Origin of the sequence: Clostridium sp. CF012 (genome assembly GCF_018861755.1) — a bacterium.
Lineage (GTDB): Bacteria > Bacillota > Clostridia > Clostridiales > Clostridiaceae > Clostridium_AD.
The window spans coordinates 1-17,746 of the sequence record NZ_JAHLEF010000020.1 but is presented as its reverse complement, the minus strand read 5'-3'; the positions used below and the strand labels follow the sequence as shown (position 1 = coordinate 17,746).

Annotated in this window: 16 protein-coding genes; 13 read left to right on the top strand and 3 right to left on the bottom strand. The window is 32.6% G+C overall.

Annotated features, from left to right (window positions below):
- Nucleotides 1-49: 49 nt before the first annotated feature.
- On the bottom strand, nt 50-937 hold the full coding sequence (locus KPL50_RS16465; RefSeq protein ID WP_375372935.1) for a DNA ligase: 888 nt from the start codon (nt 935-937) through the stop codon (nt 50-52).
- 47 nt (nt 938-984) lie between these two features.
- A complete protein-coding gene (locus KPL50_RS16460; RefSeq protein ID WP_216299637.1) occupies nt 985-1,797 on the bottom strand; it encodes a Ku protein in 813 nt (270 codons plus the stop codon).
- A 278-nt stretch (nt 1,798-2,075) separates the two neighbouring features.
- Here KPL50_RS16460 and KPL50_RS16455 point away from each other — a divergent pair, with 278 nt between their 5' ends.
- The 4 genes from KPL50_RS16455 (at nt 2,076) to KPL50_RS16440 (ending at nt 5,645) form a co-directional block, all read left to right on the top strand.
- The gene (locus KPL50_RS16455; RefSeq protein ID WP_216299636.1) at nt 2,076-3,437 is read left to right on the top strand and encodes an acyclic terpene utilization AtuA family protein; all 1,362 of its coding nucleotides are present in this window, start codon (nt 2,076-2,078) and stop codon (nt 3,435-3,437) included.
- 86 nt (nt 3,438-3,523) lie between these two features.
- Nucleotides 3,524-3,835, top strand: coding sequence for a DUF4387 domain-containing protein (locus tag KPL50_RS16450; protein ID WP_216299635.1), 312 nt, complete (start codon nt 3,524-3,526; stop codon nt 3,833-3,835).
- A 31-nt stretch (nt 3,836-3,866) separates the two neighbouring features.
- Complete coding sequence (locus tag KPL50_RS16445) at nt 3,867-4,853, top strand: ADP-ribosylglycohydrolase family protein (RefSeq protein ID WP_216299634.1); 987 nt, start codon at nt 3,867-3,869, stop codon at nt 4,851-4,853.
- A 138-nt stretch (nt 4,854-4,991) separates the two neighbouring features.
- Nucleotides 4,992-5,645: an HAD family phosphatase gene (locus KPL50_RS16440; RefSeq protein WP_216299633.1), complete on the top strand. Its 654-nt coding sequence runs from the start codon at nt 4,992-4,994 to the stop codon at nt 5,643-5,645.
- Nucleotides 5,646-5,794: 149 nt separating this feature from the next.
- On the opposite strand, the gene KPL50_RS16435 is transcribed toward KPL50_RS16440, so the two are convergent.
- The gene (locus tag KPL50_RS16435; RefSeq protein WP_216299632.1) at nt 5,795-6,565 is read right to left on the bottom strand and encodes an IclR family transcriptional regulator; all 771 of its coding nucleotides are present in this window, start codon (nt 6,563-6,565) and stop codon (nt 5,795-5,797) included.
- A gap of 241 nt (nt 6,566-6,806) precedes the next feature.
- Between KPL50_RS16435 and KPL50_RS16430 the strand changes: the two genes are divergently transcribed.
- The 9 genes from KPL50_RS16430 to KPL50_RS16390 all read left to right on the top strand — a co-directional run bounded on the left by KPL50_RS16430 (nt 6,807) and on the right by KPL50_RS16390 (nt 17,579).
- Nucleotides 6,807-8,183, top strand: a complete 1,377-nt coding sequence (locus KPL50_RS16430; protein WP_216299631.1) for a YjiH family protein — start codon at nt 6,807-6,809, stop codon at nt 8,181-8,183.
- Between the two features lie 13 nt (nt 8,184-8,196).
- Nucleotides 8,197-9,351, top strand: a complete 1,155-nt coding sequence (locus KPL50_RS16425) for a pyridoxal phosphate-dependent aminotransferase (protein ID WP_216299630.1) — start codon at nt 8,197-8,199, stop codon at nt 9,349-9,351.
- A 278-nt stretch (nt 9,352-9,629) separates the two neighbouring features.
- On the top strand, nt 9,630-11,819 hold the full coding sequence (locus tag KPL50_RS16420; protein WP_216299629.1) for a stage V sporulation protein D: 2,190 nt from the start codon (nt 9,630-9,632) through the stop codon (nt 11,817-11,819).
- A 270-nt stretch (nt 11,820-12,089) separates the two neighbouring features.
- Nucleotides 12,090-13,736 carry a hydroxylamine reductase gene (gene hcp, locus KPL50_RS16415; RefSeq protein WP_216299628.1) on the top strand — a complete coding sequence of 549 codons (1,647 nt, stop codon included), beginning with the start codon at nt 12,090-12,092 and terminating at the stop codon, nt 13,734-13,736.
- A 172-nt stretch (nt 13,737-13,908) separates the two neighbouring features.
- Complete coding sequence (locus tag KPL50_RS16410; RefSeq protein ID WP_216299627.1) at nt 13,909-15,054, top strand: hypothetical protein; 1,146 nt, start codon at nt 13,909-13,911, stop codon at nt 15,052-15,054.
- A 241-nt stretch (nt 15,055-15,295) separates the two neighbouring features.
- Entirely contained in the window at nt 15,296-15,595 is a 300-nt protein-coding gene (locus tag KPL50_RS16405; protein WP_216299626.1) for a hypothetical protein, read from the top strand.
- Between the two features lie 280 nt (nt 15,596-15,875).
- The gene (locus KPL50_RS16400; RefSeq protein ID WP_216299625.1) at nt 15,876-16,148 is read left to right on the top strand and encodes a hypothetical protein; all 273 of its coding nucleotides are present in this window, start codon (nt 15,876-15,878) and stop codon (nt 16,146-16,148) included.
- Nucleotides 16,149-16,374: 226 nt separating this feature from the next.
- Nucleotides 16,375-16,959, top strand: a complete 585-nt coding sequence (locus KPL50_RS16395; protein WP_216299624.1) for an Ig-like domain-containing protein — start codon at nt 16,375-16,377, stop codon at nt 16,957-16,959.
- Nucleotides 16,960-17,168: 209 nt separating this feature from the next.
- Complete coding sequence (locus tag KPL50_RS16390; protein WP_216299623.1) at nt 17,169-17,579, top strand: hypothetical protein; 411 nt, start codon at nt 17,169-17,171, stop codon at nt 17,577-17,579.
- The last annotated feature ends 167 nt before the right edge of the window (nt 17,580-17,746 follow it).

Here is a 17,746-nt window from a genome sequence, read left to right as displayed (position 1 = left end):
ATGCACGGATGGAAGTAACAAAAATAATCCTATGATATTATTCATAGGATTATTTTGCGATACAATCTTTAGGTGCTTTATCATCTCTCAGACCTTTGAATACAGGTTGCCTTAAGGAACCATTTGATGTTTTCATCATATATTTCACGGTGCATACAAGGTCAGGTTCTATCCATAGGGCATTCTCATTTCCAGAGGGCAAATCACTAAAAGGTTGCGTGCTTAATCCAGGTGCGGATTTTATTATTTGAAAATCCACTGTGGATATTCCTAGAGTAACATGGCCTTTATATACCAATTCTTTACTTGAATATTGACCTAAAACAATGCTGATGACACCGTTATCCTTAAAGATATAACCACACACTACAAAATCATCATCCTGAAGATTTTTAATTTTAATCCAGTCCTTAGTACGTTTATCAAAATAATACTTACTATCCTTTTTCTTAGCAACTATGCCTTCCAATTGATTTTGCTTTGCAAGCTCATAAAAATCAACCCCACGTTTCTCAATATATCTAGAAATAGCAATGCACTCGTTTTCTTTAATGGTTTTTTGAAGTAGCTTTTTACGTTGCATAAGCGTCAAATCCTTGACCTCGTGATCACCATAGTAGAGAATATCAAATGCGGTAAAGGTAGCCGGTAATTTAGTTGAGGCAAGTTGGATTTTAAAGGTATTTGACATCAGAGACCGTCGCTGAATCTCAAAAAAGTCTGGTTTACCATCCTTAATAATGATCAACTCTCCATCTAAAATACAAGGACATTTGACCTGTTTGTGTATCTCTGACAGCTCTGGAACTTTTACTTTCATCTTAATATTTCGTTTATTACGAAGATCGGTAGAGTTCTTATCTAGATATGCAAGGCAACGTAGGCCATCCAGTTTTAACTCGTAGATATAATCAGGACTGTCGAACGCCTCTTGCATCTCACCAATCAGCATAGGCTTAATGTTTTTGCTATCAAAGATATCCATTATGCACCTTTTGGTGTCTTTTTACGTTTCGCCTTATGTGTTGAGGTTTCTTTAACTTTATTTTGCTCAATGCTAGCCTTTAATGCATCCATAAGATTAATGACATTACTTGGAGCTTCAGACCTCGCGGCAACAATATCTTTACCAGATATTTTCGTTTCAAGTAGTTCACGCAATTTTTCCTGGTATTCATCCTTATATTCAGCTGGATTAAAAGGAGTAACCATAGAATTAATTAATGCATTTGCCATGGTAAGTTCAGCCTCAGTTAGATCTGGTTTATTGTAGGATTTAGCAATGTCTTTAATTTCATTTTCATAATACATTGTAGATATTAATATTCCATCCTCGCGTGGAATTATAGCGAGTAAAGTTTCTTTTGTTCCCATTACAGTTTTACCAATTGCAATTTTTTGTTCGGACATAAGTGCTGCACGAAGAAGCTCAAATGCTTTATCTCCACCAGCTTCAGGGGTAGCTTGATATGTTTTATCATAATAAATTGGGGATATTTGATTGAGTTGTGCAAAATGTATTATCTGTATGGATTTCTCTTTTTCAGTTTTAATTTTTTCTAAATCATCATCTGTTATAACTACATAATGATCTTTATCGTATTCATATCCTTTAATAAGATCCTTTGATGTGATTTCCTCACCACAATGACTGCAAGTCTTTTTGTATTTTATTCTAGAATTATCATCTTTATGGAGCTGGTTAAAATGAATGTCGTTATCTTGTGTTGCAGTATACATGGATATTGGTATAGCAACAAGTCCGAAGGAAATAACTGTTTTATGGGCTATAGCCATTTGTAACACCTCACTTTTTTAATAGTATAACCATAATGTGGTCTTTTTACTATTCAATAGTTCATATATGTTATGGATGAGTTATCTACTGTATATTTAGCACTCATTTGTCCTTCTTAGGTGCATTAGATAACTACATAAATTTGAACAACTAATCATATAATGTTTAAAAAGGAACGAAGCTCTAACTTAACTATAGTTTCAAGGTATCATCAGCAGAAAACCTAAGGAGGAAACTTATATTTAGAGTTATGAATGTAAAGAATTGGAGGAGTATAATGGGAAATCAGATTAAAATACTATCACCTTGTGCAATTTTAGGATATGGGTTTCCAATTAAATATTTTATGAGGGGAATGGAAGAGGAGCCGGATGCTGTAGTTGTTGATGCAGGATCTACAGATGCAGGACCTCACAAGCTCGGGGCTGGAGTGGCAATAGTGAGCAGGCTTGCATGTAAAAAGGATTTATCAGTTTTAATTAAGGAGAGTAGGAAGCATAAAATCCCACTAATAATAGGCTCAGCAGGAGGTTCAGGGGCGAGGGTTCATACGCAATGGACTGTGGACATAATAAATGAGATTTTAAGAGAAGAGAATATAAAATGTAAGATTGCCATAATTTGGGCTGATATTCCAGCGGGTAGGGTTAAGGAAGCCATAAGGGAAAATAAGATTAAGGGCTTATCACAAAATGTGCCGATGCTTACAGAGGAACTTGTAGATATGACTAATGGCATAGTAGCACAAATGGGAGTGGAGCCTATACTTGAAGCTTTAGAGAACAAAGCTGATATTATTGTATGCGGCAGAGCTTACGACCCAGCTCCTTTTGCTGCGGTGGGAATATATCATGGCTTTGATGAAGCCTTGTGCTACCATCTTGGCAAGATACTAGAATGTGGGGCACTATGTGCTGAGCCAGGTTCTGCAAAGGATTGTATCATGGGAGTATTAAAGGAGGGAAGCTTTGAGGTCTATCCTACTAATAGTAATAGAAGATGTACACCCATAAGTGTGGCAGCTCATACTTTCTATGAAAAGGATCACCCATATATTTTAAAAGGACCAGGCATTATACTTAACTTAGAAAATTGTGAGTTTGAGGCTGAAGGCAAAAGTGGAGTAAGAGTAAAAGGGAGCAAGCTCATGAAAACTCCTATCTATCAAATTAAACTAGAAGGTGCAAGGAAAAAACTATTCAGAACCTTTGTCATAGGAGGGGTGCGAGACCCGATTTTAATAGAAAAACTTGAAGAAGTAGAAGCTTTAGTTGTAGAAAGTGTTAGAGAATACTTTTCAGAGATACCCAAGGAAGCCTACAGCATTAATTTTTATAATTATGGCAAGAACGGTGTACTGGGTGAATTAGAGCCTTCTAAGGATATTCCACATGAAGTAGGGGTACTTTTCGAGGTATTGGCAAAGACTCAGGGTGAGGCCTGCGCTATATGCAGCTCAGTGCGTTCAACATTTATGCATTATGGCTACGCGGGTAGAAAATCAACCTCCGGTAACTTAGCATTTCCATTTGCACCTAGTGATGTGGAATTTGGTGCTGTATATGAATTTTCAGTTTACCATCTCATGGATGTTAAAGATGGAAAGGAGATGTTCCCAATTGAATACAGGAACATATAGGTTGATAATTTTATAAGCATAAGTACAAGCAGCATTAAGATTACTAATCTTTATATGTGAGATAAGGAATAGAAGGAGGTTTAGATATGGACAGATTAGTTGATCTAGCAAAGGTTCTTAGAAGTAAAAATAGTGGCCCCTTTGAGTTAACACTAGACATATTATTTGATGATGTAGAGAAATATGAGAGAGTGGAAAAGTCAGGTAAAATTAATAAAGAGGCAATAGCTTTACTGTATAAAATTAATACTGAGGATATCACTAATTTGGTATTTTTCAAAAAGGCATTGGGAATAAAAATAACCTTTAGTAGAAAGATATCTTCAGGAACCTGTGGTGACAGGGATGTTTATGGAGCGCAGCAGCACGCCCCAATTTTTGATATATTAATACCATAAAATAAATTAAGGTAGGAAGGAGATTTTAATATTGTTAAGTAGAAATGATTTAATAAATAATAGAGATCTTGCCTATGATAAAGCCTTAGGTGTTATGGCAGGTCTAGCCATAGGAGATTCTTTTGGAGATGCCTCAAGAAATCAAGATAATCAATTAAAATATGGTATAACCACAGATTTTAATAAAGAAGCCTCCTGGAGTACTGATGATACTGAATTTGCATTGCTTACTGCAAAAATATTAATAGAATGTGAAGGAAGCCTATCAACTGAAGGAATAGTTAAAGGCTGGATGGAAAATGTAGCCTCGCAAAATGATTTTCCAAGAGGTGGAGCTAGCGAAATAGAAGCAGCAAGAAACCTTAAAAGAGGCATCTTGCCCCCTTATTCAGGGGAATATAATTCATATTATAATAGTGATGGAGCAGCTATGAGAATTGCACCTATAGGAATTATATGTGCTGGCGATTCAGAAAGAGCAGTAGTATTAGCCAACATAGACGCCTGTGTAAGTCACTTTAGAGAAGGTATATGGGGAGCACAAGCTGTGGCAGCTGCCGTTTCTGTTGCCATGGTAGATGGAACTATCGATCAAATAATTGAAGCCGCCTTAAGGCCAATTCCCGTGGATTCATGGCTTTATCATTCCATGAAAAAAGCATTAGAAATTGTAGACAATGCCAAAGGAGAATTTATGGATGCTTGGATGCCCTTACATGATGAACTCTGGACTAGTTACAAGGCGTCAGTTCCAGAAGCTGTAGCAGCGGCCTTTGGAGTGCTTAAGCTTGTAAATAAAGACTTTAGAACTGGAGTTGTAGCTGCTGGTAACTTTGGTAGAGATGCAGATACAATTGGAGCCATTGTAGGAGCAATTTTAGGAGCCAAATACGGTGCTTCACAAATGCCTGAAAGGTGGATTGAAAAAACAAGATTCCCTTCTGGAACCTGTCTTGCTTTTACTAATGGGTTAGACATAAAAGAAGTTGCTCAAAAGCTCAGTGATTTGATAAAATAAAGATCAAATTTTTTCTTGCTATTTTATTTTTAGACTATAATAAAAGCGGAGTTGTTAAATTAACTTCGCGATTCTTATTTTAGTAGTATTATAAGCTATAGGATAAGGTATAATAGAAAATAATAGGATGGTGATTTTATGTTAAAAGCAGTTATCTTTGATATGGATGGAGTAATTATTGATAGCGAACCTACACATATGAGGCTGGAAAATGAGATTTATAAAAAATTAAGCATAGAGGTTACAGGAGATGAGCATCACTCTTTTGTAGGAGCAACCTCTCATTATATGTGGGAAGTTCTAAAAAATAAATATAAACTTAATCAAACACTTGATGAGTTAATTGAATATGATAGAAGTACATATTTTAAATACCTTAATTCAGATGAATGCGAGATAACACTTATTGATGGGGTTAAAGAGCTAATAAAAGACTTGTATGAGCATGGTATAAAGTTAGCTATCGCCTCATCATCGCCACTAAATGTAATTGAAGTTATAGCAAAGAAATTTCAAATAGAAGAATACTTTGAAGTTTTTGTTACTGGGGACTATGTATCGAGAAGCAAACCTGAACCAGATATATTTCTTTTTGCTTCAGAGAAGCTTGGGGTAAGCCCGGAAAATTGTATAGTTATTGAGGATTCTCATAATGGTGTTCTTGCGGCTAAAAAGGCAGGTATGAAGTGTGTAGGAATCAATAGCGATGCTGAAGGGAGCCAAGATATTTCCATGGCGGATTTAGTGATAAATAGCTTTAAAGAAGTAAATTACATAAGGTTAAGTCAATAAATTAAAACACTGTTTGTGGTTTGAATTGAAACCAATGAAGTGGAGATTGATTAAAAAAAAGAAAATAGCTTTTACAGATACAAAGAAATCAGCTAATCCATTAGGGGAATTAATGGGTTAGCTGATTTTCAATGTATTTGAAAGTCTTTTTATAATAAACTATCTGAATCTAAGAAATCTATTAGACTTGATACCAATTCACAAGATAATTTAAGCTCCGCTTCAATCATTTTAAGACCTTTATATTCCAATCTGGTTTTTGGACCACTTACGCTTATTGTAGCAACTAATTTTTCTTTATGATAAATTGGAGCTGAGACACAGAATAATCCATACTCATATTCTTCGTTATCATATGCAAGGCCACTACTATTTATAGTTTCAGCTTCTTTTTTAAAGCTATCATAATCAGTAATTGAATACATAGTTCTTTTATAACAATCTTTACTATTAAAATATTCGTTAAGTTCTTCTTTGGATTTAGTACTTAAAAATATTTTTCCTGAGGAAGAGCAATTTAAAGGACTGATTGGAATAAGCTTTGAAACTAAATTAAAATTATCCTTTGAAGATTTATAAATATTTAAAGAATTTCCATGATATTCAATGTTTAAATTAGTACTTTCTCCAATTTTATTTGATAGTGCATTAATAATTGGACTAGCGACCTCAACTAAGGATAAATCAGATGAAACCTTAGCGCCATATTTAATTAAAATTTTTCCGAGTCTGTACTTGTCTGTATTGTACTGTTTTTCGATTATGTTCCACTTTTCTAATGTAACAAGAATTCTGAAAGTAGTTGCTTTTGGTAAGTTTAACTCAGTAGAGATTTTACTTACACCTACAGGTTCATTGCAATTATATATATAGTCCAAAATTTCGCCAGCACGATCAATCATAGTATTAATATTTTCCATAAAACCACCCCTTACCCAATTTAAATTATACTATAAAACTACTTAATGATAAAGTTTTTAATAAGTAGTTTTATACCAATATTAACAACATAATTTTATAAAAATTATGTTGTTAATATCAGAAGAATAAAAACAAAAAAAATAATGAAACGATGTTTCAAAAAGCTTGTAAAAGATTTCACGCCATGGTAATATATACTCATAAATGAAACGGTGTTCCAAAATAAAGGGGGAGAGATTTATGCTTATTAAAAGAACAATTAAGCCAAGTTTTTCTACAAAACAAATTTTAATATTTGCAATTCCATCAATTATTGGGTTATTACTTTTTGTAATACCATTTCCATGGGGTGGAGGAAATCTAACTATCGGGGTAGGTTATTTTGCTGCTAAATTTAGTGAGGCCTATGGTAAAGGATTACCAGAATTTATGGTATATGTTGTAATTGCAAGTGCTATAATTACCTCGCTTTCCACTGTAGTTAAACCAAAATTTATTTCTAATAATAAATTTTTAAAGGAGCTATTTATTGTTACTCCACTTACACTTGCTATTAGAATAGTAGCAGCTATTTTTGCATATGCAGTTTTGCATTCTGTGACTGTAATTGGGCTTGATAAAATATCTAATAAAAATACTGGTGGAGTTGTTGTTAATGACTTGTTTCCGGTATTAGCTACTTGGTTCTTTTTCTCAGGATTCTTTTTACCATTATTAATGGAGTTCGGATCGATGGATTATTTTGGAACATTAATTAGGAAATTTATGAGACCTTTATTTAAGACACCAGGCCGTTCTGCAATTGATGCTATAGCATCATGGATTGGGTCTGGACCAGTTGGGGTTGTTATTACAGATAAACAATATAAAGGAGGCTATTATACTTCTAAAGAAGCTTCAATTATTGCTGTATGTTTTTCATTAGTATCATTACCATTTGCAGTGTTTATTGCAAGTTTTCTGAAGTTATCAGTAAGCTTTGTGGCTTTTTATGGCACCATAAGTATTGCATCTCTTGCAGCTGCTTTAGTTTTACCACGAATTTATCCTTTAAATAAGAAATCTGATAACTATTTTAAAGGTGTAGATGTTGAAATTAATGAGGAAGTTCCAGCAGGAAGAGGTGTACATGATTGGGCTCTTGAACGTGGAATTAAGAGAGCTGAACTGGCGCCTGGCTTCATTGGACTTATTACTTCAGGATTGAAAACAGTTGCTGATGTATATTTTAGTTTAATGCCAATAGTTATGTTACTCGGTACAGTTTCATTAGTAGTTGCAGAATATACTCCACTATTTAGCACCATTTCTATACCGTTAATCCCACTATTTGAATTAATGAAAATACCTGATGCATCTTTAGCAGCGTCCGCTACAATAGTAGGATTTGTGGATATGTTCTTGCCAGCTATTTTTGTTAAAGGATCTCAATTTGAAATTACAAGATTCATCGTCGGGGCACTTTCCTTTACTCAATTAATTTATTTAACAGAAACAGGTGCTATAATTCTACGTTCAAAAATTCCACTTAATTTTAAAGATTTAGCAATAATATTCTTAGAAAGAACCTTAATTACTCTACCAATTATAGTTCTTATTGCACATGTAATTTATTAGTGAGGTGATTATAATGAAGAATAAGTTTATTTCCAAAAGATATTGGAAAAATAAATCGACACCTATGGGTGAAGTAGATGAATTAGCAAAAAAATACGAAAATGTTATTAATTTAAGTTTAGGAGATCCCGATCAAACAACTCATGAAGATATAATTAATTTTGCTTTTCAAGAAGCATTAAAAGGCCATACCAAATACACTGATTTTAGAGGAGATCCTGAACTTCGAGATGAAATAAGAAAATATTATAATGAAGCGTTTAATGCTGATTTATTAGATGAAGAAATTATGATTTCCACAAGTGCATGTTTAGGAATGTATCTTGTTCTTGAGTCCATATTAGATCCAGATGATGAGGTTATAATACATGCTCCATATTTTACTCCATATTTCCAACAAATAGAACTTGCTAGAGGTATTCCGGTAGAGCTAGAGACTCTTGAAGAAGAAGAGTATCAGATTAATGTGGAGAAATTAGAGAAGGCTATTACGGAAAGAACAAGAGCTATCGTTATAAATTCACCTAATAATCCAACAGGTGCAGTGTTTAGTTTAGATACATTAAACAAAATTGCAGATATGGCAATTAAATATGATTTATTGATTATTGCTGATGAAATATATGGAGCATATACATTTAAAGATGATTTTATATCAATGATAACTTTACCTGAAATTCGTGAGAGATTGATTATTTTAAATAGTTTTTCTAAGGATTATACAATGACGGGTTGGCGTATTGGAAATATTATTGCTCCTAAGGAGATTATTTCGACTTGTAGGTTAGTTAATGAAAATGTTGTATTTACGGCACCTTCAATATCGCAAAGGGGAGCGATCTATGCACTTCGTAATCGAAAAACCATACAGCCACCTGCTATTAAACTTTATAAAGAGAGGGTAATATATGCAGCCAAGCGGATAAATTCTATACCCTGGATGAGTGTTCTAGACCCTAAAGGAACGTTCTATCTATTTATAAACATTAAAAAAACAGGACTTACATCTACTAAAGTAAGTGAAATCATATTAGATAAAGCACAAGTACTTACTATTCCAGGTAATGCATTTGGTGCTTGTGGGGAAGGGTATGTGAGAATTGCATGTACTGTAGATATAAAAGAATTAGAAAAAGCTTTTGATAGAATTGAAAAGATAAAATTCTAATTAAGTAAAAAAATAGTAGCCTCTTAACATTTGTACCCAAATGTTAAGAGGTTTTTCTTTATAAAATGTAATATCTTACATTCAAACACATATGTATGTAAGATTTAGTTATTAAGATGTATTCGATTTTTGTTCGCTATATCCTTAATATTAAGAATTTATTAATAAAATTGATATTTTAATGAATAATATTACAAATATGGTATAATAAAGAATGTAGAATAACATATATGCATAATTATTAAGTTAATGATAAAGTCTAGTAAGGGGGAAATAAATTGGCAAGAGGAGAATATAGAGACAAGCTATTTGATAAACGTAGAATGCTAGCTGTTTTTTTTATACTTTTTCTTTTATTTTTTCTATTAATTAGTAGATTAAGTTACGTTATGATAGTTAAAGGAAAGGAATATAAGCAAAGAGCAACTCTACAATGGACAAGTGACTTTCGAATTACACCACAGCGAGGACAGATTTTAGACAGAAATGGGAAGGAATTAGCTATAAGTGCAAATGTTTTTAGAATAGACTTAGATCTTAATTTATTAAGAGAGACTACAACAAAAAATGAATTAACTATGGAGGGTATAGCACCAGAACTCGCTAAAATACTTGGAATGGAACCTAAAGATGTTTTATCTATTTTCACTCAGAAGGATTCAAAGGGAAAACTTATTAGGTCAGCCATTTTGAAAAGAAGGGTAGAGAAGGATGTAGTCGATAAAATTGTTGAATTTTCTTATAAAAGTAAGTTAAGGGGGATTGTTATTACTGGCGATACAAAAAGATACTATCCCAATCAAAATTTCTTAGCAAATGTTCTAGGACATACTAATTTTGATGGTAATGGATTAACAGGCGTTGAACTATATTATGATAAGTATTTATCTGGTGTACCTGGAATAAATCTTTCTGAAACTGACAGAAAAGGTGAAGATTTACCTTATAAAATATCAAATTACACAAAGCCCATAAATGGTAAAGATGTAGTACTTACTATTGATGAGGTAATTCAATTATTTTGTGAAAAAGCAGCCAGTCAGGCTATGATCGATAATAAAGCAGCGGCAGTTACTATAATTGCAATGAATCCTAAAAATGGTGAAATTTTGGGCATGGTTAATAAACCAGATTATAATCCCAATGAGCCTTGGGACATTACTAAAAATTTTGATGAAAACCAAAAGGCTTGGAGAAACAGAGCAGTAAGTGATGCGTTTGAGCCAGGGTCTATTTTTAAGGTGGTAACTGCTACGGCAGCTATGGAAGAGAAGGTAGTTGATGAAAACGATAGATTTGTCTGCAATGGTAGCACTGTAGTTGGAGGTGAAACAATAAGGTGTCATAAAACCACAGGTCACGGTTCTCAAAGTTTCGTGGATATTTTAAAAAACTCTTGTAATGTTGGATTTATGGAACTCGGCAGAAGATTAGGTGCAGAAAAATTAAATAAATATGTTTACTTGTTTGGATTTGGTAAAGAATCTGGTATTGATTTAAATGGAGAAGCTTTAGGTATAATTAGAAAAACTAAAGATATGACCGCTGTTGATGTAGCAACAACATCCTTTGGTCAAAGTAATACATTATCTGCGGTGCAGTACTTAACTGCTTTTAATGCTATTGCTAATGGCGGAAAGCTTATAACGCCTCATGTTATGAAAGAGATAATAAATCATGATGATTTGAACAATAAAAAGGTTTTACAGGAATATTCAAATTTTAATGAAAGAAGAATAATAGATGAACCAATAGCAAGACAGCTACGAAGTTACCTAGAACAGGTTGTAGAAAATGGCGGTGGTAAGAAGGCATATATTGCAGGGTACCATATTGCTGGGAAGACGGGAACTGCTCAAAAGGTTATAAATGGTCTTTATGCTCCAGGGAAATATGTTTCATCATTTGCTGGCATGGCACCTGCGAGTGACCCACAAATAACACTTTTGGTTTCAATTGATGAACCAAATCCAGCTTGGTATTATGGTGGCCAGATTGCAACAGTAGTTGCAAAACAAGCGTTTAGTGATATATTTAATTACTTATCAATAAAATCTGATGCCTCTAGTGAGGAAACTTCAAAAAGCTTATTGAAGGATGTTATTGTGCCGGAGGTAAGAGGTCTTAAAAGAGCCGAAGCTCAAAAAATATTAAAAGAAAATAATTTAAAGTTAAACTTAACAACTGAGGGAGAAGTAATTACTGATATGACTCCAAAGCCTGGATATACAGTTAAAGAAGGAACTGAAATTATTTTACGCACTGATACAAGAGTAGTGTATAGTAATAAGGTAATAGTTCCAAATATTAAAGGAAGTAGTCCAGAAAGAGCTAGTAAGGTGTTGAATAGCCTTGGTTTAAAAATTCGATTTATTGGTAAGGGAATAGTCTCAGAACAAAGCATAGAGGGCACAGAAGTAAAAAAAGGAACTATTATTATATTACATTTAGATATTATGTCTGACTAATTATAAAAAAATAGTCCTATGGAGCTAATTTAGTTTAAGACAGCAGAGAAATCTGGTGTCTTTTCTAATTAAAATTCAACCAAAATACTTAATGTGTAAAGACATGAATACAAAATTGTGTATACCATAACAAAATAAAATTAAATATTTGTATAAATTAAAACCATATAGGGCATTTTATTACTGGCTTAGTATTTTTTTAAAATAATTAATTTATGTAAATCTGCAAATCATTATATAAAGAACTGAGAAAAAACAGGAGGCGTTTAAATGGAAGATAAAATGTTTTGCTATCAATGTGAACAAACAATAGGCGGAAAAGGATGTACCAAGGCTGGTAATTGTGGTAAAAATGCAGATATTGCAGGACTACAGGATCTGTTAATTTATCAATTAAAGGGCATAGGTTATTTAGGAGCTAAACTAATTCAAAAAGGCATTCACATTGATGGTGAAATAGATAAATTTGTGATGGATGCATCATTTTCAACATTAACAAATACAAATTTTGATGATGAACGGTTTGTTGAATATCTAAAAAAATCTCAAGAAATTAAAGATTTATTAAAAACAATGCTTGGAAAATCTTCAGATGAAATCCCAGAAGAAGCTCAATACATATTGCCAGAATCAATGGAGGATATGCTCATCGAAGCAGAAAAAACAGGCGTAATGTATAATAAGAGTTTGGATGCAAATATTCGATCATTAAGACAAATGCTGATTTATGGAATGAAGGGTATGGCTGCATACGCTCATCATGCTCATGTATTAGGATATAAGGATGAAAGCGTAAGTAACTTCTTTTATAAGGGCTTTGCAGCAGTAATAGATGAGGAACTAACGGTAGATGACCTAATTAACCTTAATATGGAATTTGGCCTTGTAAATTTTAAATGCATTGAATTACTTGATAAAGCAAATACAGAAACATTTGGAAATCCAACACCTACTGAAGTTTGCATTACAAGGAAAAAAGGACCATTCATAATTGTCTCAGGGCATGATTTAAAAGATTTAGAAGATCTTTTGCAGCAGTCTGAAGGAAAAGGAGTAAATATTTATACTCATGGTGAAATGCTCCCTGCACATGGATATCCAGGATTAAATAAATACAAACATTTAGTGGGAAACTTTGGTGGGGCATGGCAAGAACAGCAAAATGAGTTTGACGGAATACCGGGTACAATACTAATGACTACAAATTGTTTGCAAAAGCCAAGAGAATCATACGCTGATAGAATATATACGACAAGTATCGTTGGTTGGCCTGAGATGACACACATCCAGGAAGTGAATGGAAAGAAGGATTTCACACTAATAATCAGTAAAGCATTACAACTAGGTGGCTTTCCAGAGGATGAAGCAGAAAAGAAGATTATTGTTGGGTTTGGGCATGATGCAGTTTTAAGCAATGCGGGTAAAATCGTGGAGGCGGTTAAGAGTGGAGCAATAAAGCACTTCTTCTTAATTGGAGGCTGCGATGGTGCAAAGCCGGGAAGAAACTATTTTACTGAATTTGCGCAAAAAACTCCCAAGGATTCTATTATCTTAACACTTGCTTGTGGTAAATATAGATTTAATAAGGAGGAGTTTGGTAAAATCGGAGAATTTCCAAGATTACTTGATGTTGGGCAATGTAATGATTCTTATGGAGCAATTAAAATTGCATTGGCTCTTGCAGATGCCTTTAAATGTGGGGTAAATGACCTTCCTCTTTCGATAATATTATCTTGGTATGAACAGAAAGCAGTATGTGTATTAATTACTTTATTATCACTTGGAATAAAAGATATTTATCTAGGACCATCTCTACCTGCCTTTATATCACCAGAAGTTCTTCAGGTATTGATTGATAAGTTCAATATTAAACCAATATCTACTCCAGATGAAGACTTGAAAGCGATATTAGGATAGTATAGTAGTCGAAAAAGAAGAAATGCTATAGCCATTTAATACTGGCATAGCATTTCTTCTTTTATTTAGGGGTTGGATTATTTTAGTGGAATAAGTTAATAGTTTAGTAGTGGACAAGTCACCTTTGTTATTGTATTATTAAAGGTAAATGCCATATATTGGAGGAAAATTTATGATAATGGAATTTAAAAATAAGATTAATGAACTATTGATTGATTTAGAGGGTAAAAGTCCAAATAGTGATAAAGTTTTAATTGGTTTGGATGGATTTGTTGATAAAATTGTTCATGTGGTAGGAAAAAGAAAAAGTGCAACAGAATTCGATAGAATAAAAACCATTAAAGAATTTGGAGAAAGGATAGTAAAAGCAGCTGGACTTAGTACTAATTTTGAAATGGTAGTATTGCAGGAAAAACTTGGTGGTAACGGGCCAATATTAAGCAATGCATTCTTAACCTATGGACTTGGCCTAACTTATATTGGAGCCCTTGGGTATCCTCAAATAGAAAATGTATTTCAACATATGAATGAAAATGGTGAGGTGTATTCCATAGCGAGACCAGGTACTACTGATGCTCTAGAATTTGAAGATGGAAAACTAATGATTGGTAAACTTGATTCCATGAATGATGTAAATTGGGAAAATATAAAAAAAATTATCGGTATACCTAAGCTTACAGAACTTATAAATGATTCAAGTCTTTTTGGACTTGAAAACTGGACTATGCTTCCACATATGAGCAGTATATGGAGGGGCATAATAGAGGAGGTTCTCCCACATATTGATAATAGTAAAGGAAAAAGATTCATGTTCTTTGATTTGGCGGATCCAGAGAAAAGAACTAACGAGGATATTATTGAAGCACTGCAGCTTATAGAAAAATTTAATATGCACTTCAATGTAATACTTGGACTTAATTTAAAAGAAGCTGTTGAAATAGCTGAGGTTTTAGGAATACAAGGATATAAATGCGATAATACTGACAAGATTAACTTAAAAACATTAACTGAACAAATATCAAAAAAAATAAATATATATTGTCTTGTTATACACCCAACGATAGAAGCAACGGCAGTAGTTGGAGATAACTACTATCATGTTGATGGTCCTTATACAGCGAGCCCAATACTAACAACAGGTGCTGGGGATAACTTCAATGCAGGTTTTTGTCTGGGGCAAATTCTTAACCTAAGTCCAGAACAATCCTTGATTTTAGGAGTTGCAACATCAGGGTATTATGTAAGAAATGCGAAAAGTCCAAGTTTTGATGATGTAAAAGAATTCTTGAATAACTGGCGTGATGACAATTTACAATAAAATAAAAGATTGAACCCGCAAGTATGAGTAACGGGATAGGGTCTGAGTCTAGAGAAATCTAGTTTCAGACTCTTTTTTACTTTTTTGCAGTAATTCAATATCAAATAACTTATTTTTGATGAGGCTAACTTAATTTTCCATATTGGAATGTTTATGTAGTAAAACAAATATAAATAATTATAAAAATCAATTTGGGAGGTGATCTTAAATTAGTGTTGAATTTCAAGTAGTTCTAGTTATAGTGGCATTTTTATTAGTTCTAGGAGGCTGTATTTTAACGGTTCATAATAAAGGTGATAAATATTTTAAGCTAATGTATATTGCATTAGGAATTCTTATTTATTTAGAATTTAGGGGAAATATACAGGTATTTAAGACAATTGATATTCTGATTAATATTCTTATTTGGATTACAATTGCTGTTCCAATGACATACTTTACAATTAAGAAAGATGTAAGGAATCTTGCTATGGTCTTATGTATTCAATTAATATTTATATTAATGGGGTTAATATTTACATTTGGGAATTTAATAAATTAAATGTAATGAACAAATCCTCCATAGGCACATAATAAGTGGGCTGGTAGCCCACTTTTAAAATACTAAATATTTCATTTTCTTTAATTTGATTCATGGATAAAAAAGCTGCTAGTGCTTCTAATGAGCAAATAATCGTATAAAGCTCCATAGCCCTTTTGAGCTGAACTTGCAAAGCTTGGGAATCACCCTATGGCGTATATTCTTGAATCTGTAGTATATCTTAGTAGTAACTTATTTCAATGCAAGCACTTATCAGATATTCTACACCTTATCCGCTAGTATGATTTTGGTGCCTTACCTTCTTAGTGCTCTTTATTTCTTAAAGCTCACTTTAAGAAAAGAAACCTTTGAAAGTGACAACAAGAAGTCCTTAGTATTGAGTAAATTTGTTGCTTTACTAGCTTCGGTTTATGGTATTTGGCTTATGTATGCCAGTGGATTCTCATATTTGCTGATCACAGCAATTTTATATGTTCCAGGAACTTTTGTATATATAAGAGCTAAAAAGGAACAAGGTAATAAATATTTAAATAATGGCACTATGTTTAGCTAATTTTACTATTAGTTTGAATATAGTATTTTTTTTAAGATATATTTTTATTGTGTTTCTAATGTAACTGTAATAGCTAAATATTACTTTCTTAACAATTTATTAAGTAAAAATATTGGAAATAAAGAAGGAATAAGTTATAATATGTAGAATATAGTAAACTTCTATAAAAACTAAACTATCATTAACGCAGCTAAAATTAAATTAAACACTATAATGGAGGGGTATTATGAAAGTAAAATTTAGACCTATTTTGTTAGCAGTAGCAGTTTTTATGTCGTTCGGGTTCACTACTAATGTAAAAGCAGTAACAGTAAAGATTAAAGAGGTAAAAAACATAGTTGTTACAGCAAATCAAGGGGGGGCTCACACATTGCCAAAAACTGTAACAGCGATAATGACTAACAATACAAAGAAATCATATCCAGTTAAATGGAATGTAGCAAAGGTAAGTACAGTTAAAGTAAGTAAACAAGTATTTTATGGTACAGTTGTGGGGTATTCTAAGAAGGTTGCTATTACATTAAACGTTGTTCCAGTAATAAAAGAAATAAAAGAAATATCTCAAAATGTAGAAATGGGATATAATTTTCAATTACCTAAAACTGTAAACGCGATAATGACTAACAACACCATTAAATCTTTTGCAGTTAAATGGAGTGTGCCAAAGGTAGAAACACAAGAATTAGGAAATCAAACAATTTATGGTACTGTAGCGGGGTATTCTAAAAAAGTTGCACTGATAGTAAATATTACTGCTCCAATAGTAGTGGTAGAACCAGATACAGATTTTATGCTAATATCAATAGAGTAATGGAGTACAATAACATCAAAAAAAATAGTATCATCTCTATTAATTATAGTATGTGTGAGTGCGAAGATTAACAAGTAACTAAATCCCAGTTATCTTTTATGATTCTTTAAGCTTTATGAGGCTTTTTATAATATATGTAGAATTAGATATATTATATGAAATATAAAGGTAAAGCATGTGATAACTTTAACATGAAGGGGGTATAAAATATGGTGTCCAACTTTATTGAAAAAAAAATCACCTTACACGAATTTAAAGCTTTAAACAAAAAGGTATTAGAGGAAAAAGGACGGATATTTATTAAACAGGATAGAGGTAATGATTTGAAAAAAAGTCCTTATTTTAGTTTTAATATGGAGATATTTAACTGCAGTTTTAATTCGGACGGACTTAAATTTCAAATTCAAGGTGGTAATCCAGGTGTTTACATAGATATAGTATTTGATATTTTAAAAGGAGTTAAAATACCTATTTTAAAAGCACCTGCATTTGATGTTAAATTTATATTTAATGCCAATCCAGATTTTTTTGCATACTTATTATGCTTTGACGGCATTTGTATCACATATAATATTGAACCAAGTAAATTCAATAACATTTTAAATGATTTAATAACCTAATGGTCGAAATAAATTAAAAGCAATAAAATAAGAGAGAATCGTCACGAATGATGATCGGGAATGTAGCTAGATTTGTGTAAACAAATCTAGCTACATTATTTTTTTTGTATTAACTAATGGTATTTGTGGAAATAATATCTAATAATTAAGTGAGGAGGAATAGTTAT